The sequence below is a fragment of the Flavobacterium sp. GNP010 genome, from assembly GCF_056428945.1.
Genome location: NZ_JBWJVK010000076.1, coordinates 1 through 4,235, shown reverse-complemented (window position 1 = coordinate 4,235; position 4,235 = coordinate 1). Strand labels below are relative to the sequence as shown.

5 protein-coding genes and 1 pseudogene are annotated in these 4,235 nt (G+C 32.1%); 4 read left to right on the top strand and 2 right to left on the bottom strand.

What is annotated here, in order from left to right:
* Positions 1–546 precede the first annotated feature (546 nt).
* Together AC061C_RS15275 and AC061C_RS15270 are read right to left on the bottom strand one after the other, a co-directional pair.
* On the bottom strand, positions 547–1,425 hold the full coding sequence (locus AC061C_RS15275) for a hypothetical protein (protein WP_478291885.1): 879 nt from the start codon (positions 1,423–1,425) through the stop codon (positions 547–549).
* Positions 1,426–1,467: 42 nt separating this feature from the next.
* Entirely contained in the window at positions 1,468–1,686 is a 219-nt protein-coding gene (locus tag AC061C_RS15270; RefSeq protein WP_478291884.1) for a hypothetical protein, read from the bottom strand.
* A gap of 81 nt (positions 1,687–1,767) precedes the next feature.
* Between AC061C_RS15270 and AC061C_RS15265 the strand changes: the two genes are divergently transcribed.
* From AC061C_RS15265 to AC061C_RS15250, 4 genes and pseudogenes are all read left to right on the top strand, one after another.
* Positions 1,768–2,004, top strand: a complete 237-nt coding sequence (locus tag AC061C_RS15265) for a hypothetical protein (protein ID WP_478291883.1) — start codon at positions 1,768–1,770, stop codon at positions 2,002–2,004.
* 112 nt (positions 2,005–2,116) lie between these two features.
* Positions 2,117–3,772, top strand: a complete 1,656-nt coding sequence (locus AC061C_RS15260; RefSeq protein ID WP_478291882.1) for a tetratricopeptide repeat-containing sensor histidine kinase — start codon at positions 2,117–2,119, stop codon at positions 3,770–3,772.
* A 9-nt stretch (positions 3,773–3,781) separates the two neighbouring features.
* Positions 3,782–3,997 (top strand): hypothetical protein, encoded by a 216-nt coding sequence (locus AC061C_RS15255; RefSeq protein ID WP_478291881.1) that lies wholly within the window; start codon positions 3,782–3,784, stop codon positions 3,995–3,997.
* A gap of 13 nt (positions 3,998–4,010) precedes the next feature.
* Positions 4,011–4,235, top strand: a pseudogene (locus AC061C_RS15250) (response regulator); the annotation flags it as partial.

Sequence of the window (4,235 nt, the reverse complement as noted above, 5' to 3'; positions counted from 1 at the left end):
AATACTTACAATTAAAACGAACAATATCTTTTGAAACGACTGGTTCAAAATAAAATCCTGACTAAAGATGACGAGAAAGAAAAAATAGAGGGAGAAAAAAGAACCGCTGTTGAAGTTGCCAAACCTTCAATTGAGAAAAGAGTTAAGTAGTTGAATGATTAAGATTCAACAAACCAAAATCGATTTGGTAGAGAATAATGTTCAAAGTGGGTATTAAGTCGAAAAACATACTATGTATGCTGGTTTAACGATAGTATTGTCCTTTTATTTACTTTTTTCTATGCCTCAGCAATTTATGATTCTTTTTTTAGAAATGCTGGTACAATACTGAAATTGCCAGGTGATGATATTGCTACCTTGAAAACAGTTTCCGGAATTCTCTATAACTCTTATCTTGGTTTGGAACCTTCCCCTCAATTTTATAACTGATATCAAGTTTTGATTGCAACCAATACATTCTTTTTCTTAAATGGCGAATTAAAAGAGAAAAATTAATTTTGCTTAGCATGCAATTTTTTCAGGATTGTAGTTCTCTAAGAGCCTGGTCTACTTAATATATTTGTCAATCATATATTGGGTAATCGGTTTTAAAGGTTTTTCATTTTCAGGATTAAAACCTGGTTCATTAAAAAAATCCAGATGATTTCCAGTTTTACAATACCACAATATTGGTTTTTTATTTTTAAAAAAGGTAGTGGTATCACAAACTTTAATTTTTCTAAAATTCAGCATATTTTTATTTAGAGGCATCGTTGAATACAAGTTTAAAAAACCAACCGCTTTGGTCTCACAAACAACTGCTTCATAATGGTCATTTTGCCATTGCATACACTCCTTTTTCGGTAAAAAAACGTACCCAAAACCACTCAATGTTATAACTAATATAAGTGCTGGAATAACTAGTCTTTTATGATAAACACTTAATTCTTTCTTTTTCAAGAGCGATGGTTGAATTGAATGGTCTGTATTAATAGTATTCCTTTTAATAATCTCAGTTGTTCCAAAAACATCGTCTGTATCTGTACTCTCAATACTCGTAATGGCGATGTTTTCTTTTTTTAAAGTCTCCTGCTTAGAGAATTTAAGGAAAGGCCTTGGATTAAAATCGACTAGTATCGCTGCGATATTTACTGCTTCAATATCAGTTAAGTCCGTTTCTCCTTTAAAAAATGTTTCAATAGGCCTGAATTTATCTGTTTGCTCTTTTAATTTATTGGCGCAATTTAAAACAAAATCAAATTGAAAAAAAGCAGAAAAGCTTTTTAAATCATCAGCGTTGGTATTATTCTTAAATAACTCCCCACACAATTTCCTCAATTTGGCACGTGAAGGATTTAGCAAAAAACTAGAATGGGTTCCAATCTTCTCCATCTCATACTTCAATTTAACCGCTGCTTTATAATCTTCAAAAGTATTTTTCACCATAAGCTTAAAGGAATTTTTGGGAATTTTCAGGAATACCCGGTATTACTGGGAATCATAGGAATTCCGAATCGATTTTACTTCAGAAGCGCCATTACTTTGCTTCAGAATTAGTTCTTGTTCTATTTCGCGATACGGACAAATGTACAAAACTACTTCAATAAAGGTGTGGCTATACGGAACTGAATTTTTATTCCGGGAAGTATAATTAAACGATTCCTTACTAGCCCACTTTACTTCCCGTAACCAAAATACTGTTCTCATTTTAATGGTTTGGCCATTTCTAATTATTCGATAAAAATATCGAACAGCCAAACCTACGTCCAATTTTTAACAATCAAAGTAATGAAAAAAATATTTTTTACAGCTGCTATGGCAGTATCGGGTTTAGTTATGGTATCCTGTGAAGCGGATGCGATTGATAATGCAATTCCTCAAGCAAAAAATTTTAGAGCTCAAAAGAACGGTTTGGAATTCAAGGAAAGGGATACTATTCCTTTGTTCGATACAACTACTCCCATGGCTACTGCAGGCCCTGGCGATGAAATAATTATTATAACACCACCAAAAAAACCAGAATAAGGTGCAGTAATTTGCAATTAAATACTACTTTCGGGGAAAGAAACTTTATATGTTGCGTTCCCCGTTTTTTATTTTAGTGCTTTTGCTTTCTGTCGTATCATGTCAAAAGAGTGTGAAAACCCGCATTGATACTGCTAAAAAACAAGAGAGCCAAAAAGAAATTAAAGCCCAGAAATATTCAGAGTTAGGTGATTCCTTTAGTAGGGATAATAAAATGGATAGTGCTTTCTATTATTATTTAAAATCCACAGAATTATTTAAAGAAGAGGTTGATAGCACATACATTGCCTATAATTTAGTTGGAATGGCAAATATCCAGCAGACCTATGGAGATTATTACAGCAGTGAAGAAACTTTAACCGAAGCTTTACCTTATATAAACAATGATTCACAGTATCTGGTTGCGGCAAATAATTTATTCGGGATCGCGGCAAAAGAACTTAAGAATTATGATGACGCCGTTGGTTATTACAGTACAATTTTAAAAACTATCAAAGATTCTGTAGCTAGAGTGGCTGTTCTCAATAATATCGCTAACGTTTATATGGAACAAAAAAAGTACAGAAAAGCAATAGTACTTTTAGAACCCTATTTAAAGTCTACTATTCTAGATACACTACAAAATAAAAAAGCGAGAATTATTGACAATCTGGGATTTGCTTATTATAAAGACAATCAGGTTTTAAAAGGACTAGCATTAATGAATCAGGCTTTAGCCATCCGAACTAGCATTAATGATTCCTATGGAAGTATTGAAAGCTATTTGCATTTAGCCGATTACTATCAAAAAAGAGATTACCAAAAATCGAAAGTTAATGCACTCCATGCTTATGAGGAAGCAACGAAACAGCAAAGTATTGACGAACGATTGGAAGCCTTATCATTTTTAATGTCGCATAATCAAGAAAAAGGAGAAAATAGTTACGCCATACTGTTTGTAAGTTTAAATGATAGTATTAAGAAAGTACGAAATAATGCTAAAAATCAATTTGCTAAAATTAGATATGATTCAAGGAACGCCATCCTTGAAAGCATCAAATATAAGGGACAACGAGCGGAAACCCTTTTGGAACTAGAAACGCAAAAGAACCAAAAATACTTGTTGTTTTTTGGAGTTTTCACGCTACTTGGTGGGATTGTATTTATAGTAAATTACTATAAAACTAAAACCAAAAGAGAACGCTTAGAGGCAAGCTATAGTACCGAAACAAGAATTTCTAAAGAACTCCATGATGAATTGGCTAATGATGTTTTTTATGCTATGACTTTTGCTGATACTCAAGATTTACAGAATCCAACGAAAAAAGAAACTCTCTTAGACAATCTTGATAAAATATATGCTAGAACACGAAATTTTTCTAAAGCGAATAGTCCCATAGAAACGGGAGAATGTTTTGAACAAAATTTAAAACAAATGCTCAGTAACTATAAAAGTAGTAGTACCGAAGTTATTATTAAGAATGGTACCCCAATAGATTGGTCGAAAGTTCAAACAGAAAAAAAGATAGCCATACAAAGGGTATTACAAGAACTTATGGTTAATATGAAAAAATATAGTCAAGCCAGTTTTGTGGTTATTGGTTTTGATATGGAGCAAAATTCTCTTAAAATTGACTATTCAGATAACGGAGTTGGTTTTTCAGAAAAACTAATTTTAAAAAATGGTCTAAAGAATGCGGAAAACCGTATTGAGGCGGTAAATGGAATACTTACTTTTGATTCTCAAACCAATAAAGGTTTCAAGGCTAAAATTTTAGTTCCAAAATAATATATAAATATGTTTACAAAAGTTTTAATTGCGGATGATATCGATTTTAATGATTTGGGTGCTGCTCAGATACTAAATGAGCTTGATGTACTTGAAATTCAATATGCAAAATATTGTGATGAAGCTTTGTTAAAAGTTAAAAAAGCAAATTTAGACGGTGCTCCTTTTCAACTGCTTATCTCAGATTTATCCTTTAAAAGGGATCAATCAATTAAACAAACTTAATTCAGGAGAAGAATTGATAGCTGCGGTAAAAAAGGAGTGCCCTAACATTAAAATAATAGTTTTTTCGATTGAAGACAGAGCGCACCGTATCAATTTATTATTTGACGAACTTCATATAGATGGTTATGTATTAAAAGGAAGAAACACAATATATGACCTAAAAAGAGCTATTCAAAAAGCCTACAAAAATGAACCAGAAAATATTTCTGCTGAATTATTGTACCTGCTTCAAGATATG

Excerpts from the sequence above, each read along its gene's own strand:
- AC061C_RS15255 (WP_478291881.1), top strand. The coding sequence starts at position 3,782 with ATGTTTACAAAAGTTTTAATTGCGGATGATATCGATTTTAATGATTTG.
- AC061C_RS15275 (WP_478291885.1), bottom strand. The coding sequence starts at position 1,425 with ATGGTGAAAAATACTTTTGAAGATTATAAAGCAGCGGTTAAATTGAAG.
- AC061C_RS15270 (WP_478291884.1), bottom strand. The coding sequence starts at position 1,686 with ATGAGAACAGTATTTTGGTTACGGGAAGTAAAGTGGGCTAGTAAGGAA.
- AC061C_RS15265 (WP_478291883.1), top strand. The coding sequence starts at position 1,768 with ATGAAAAAAATATTTTTTACAGCTGCTATGGCAGTATCGGGTTTAGTT.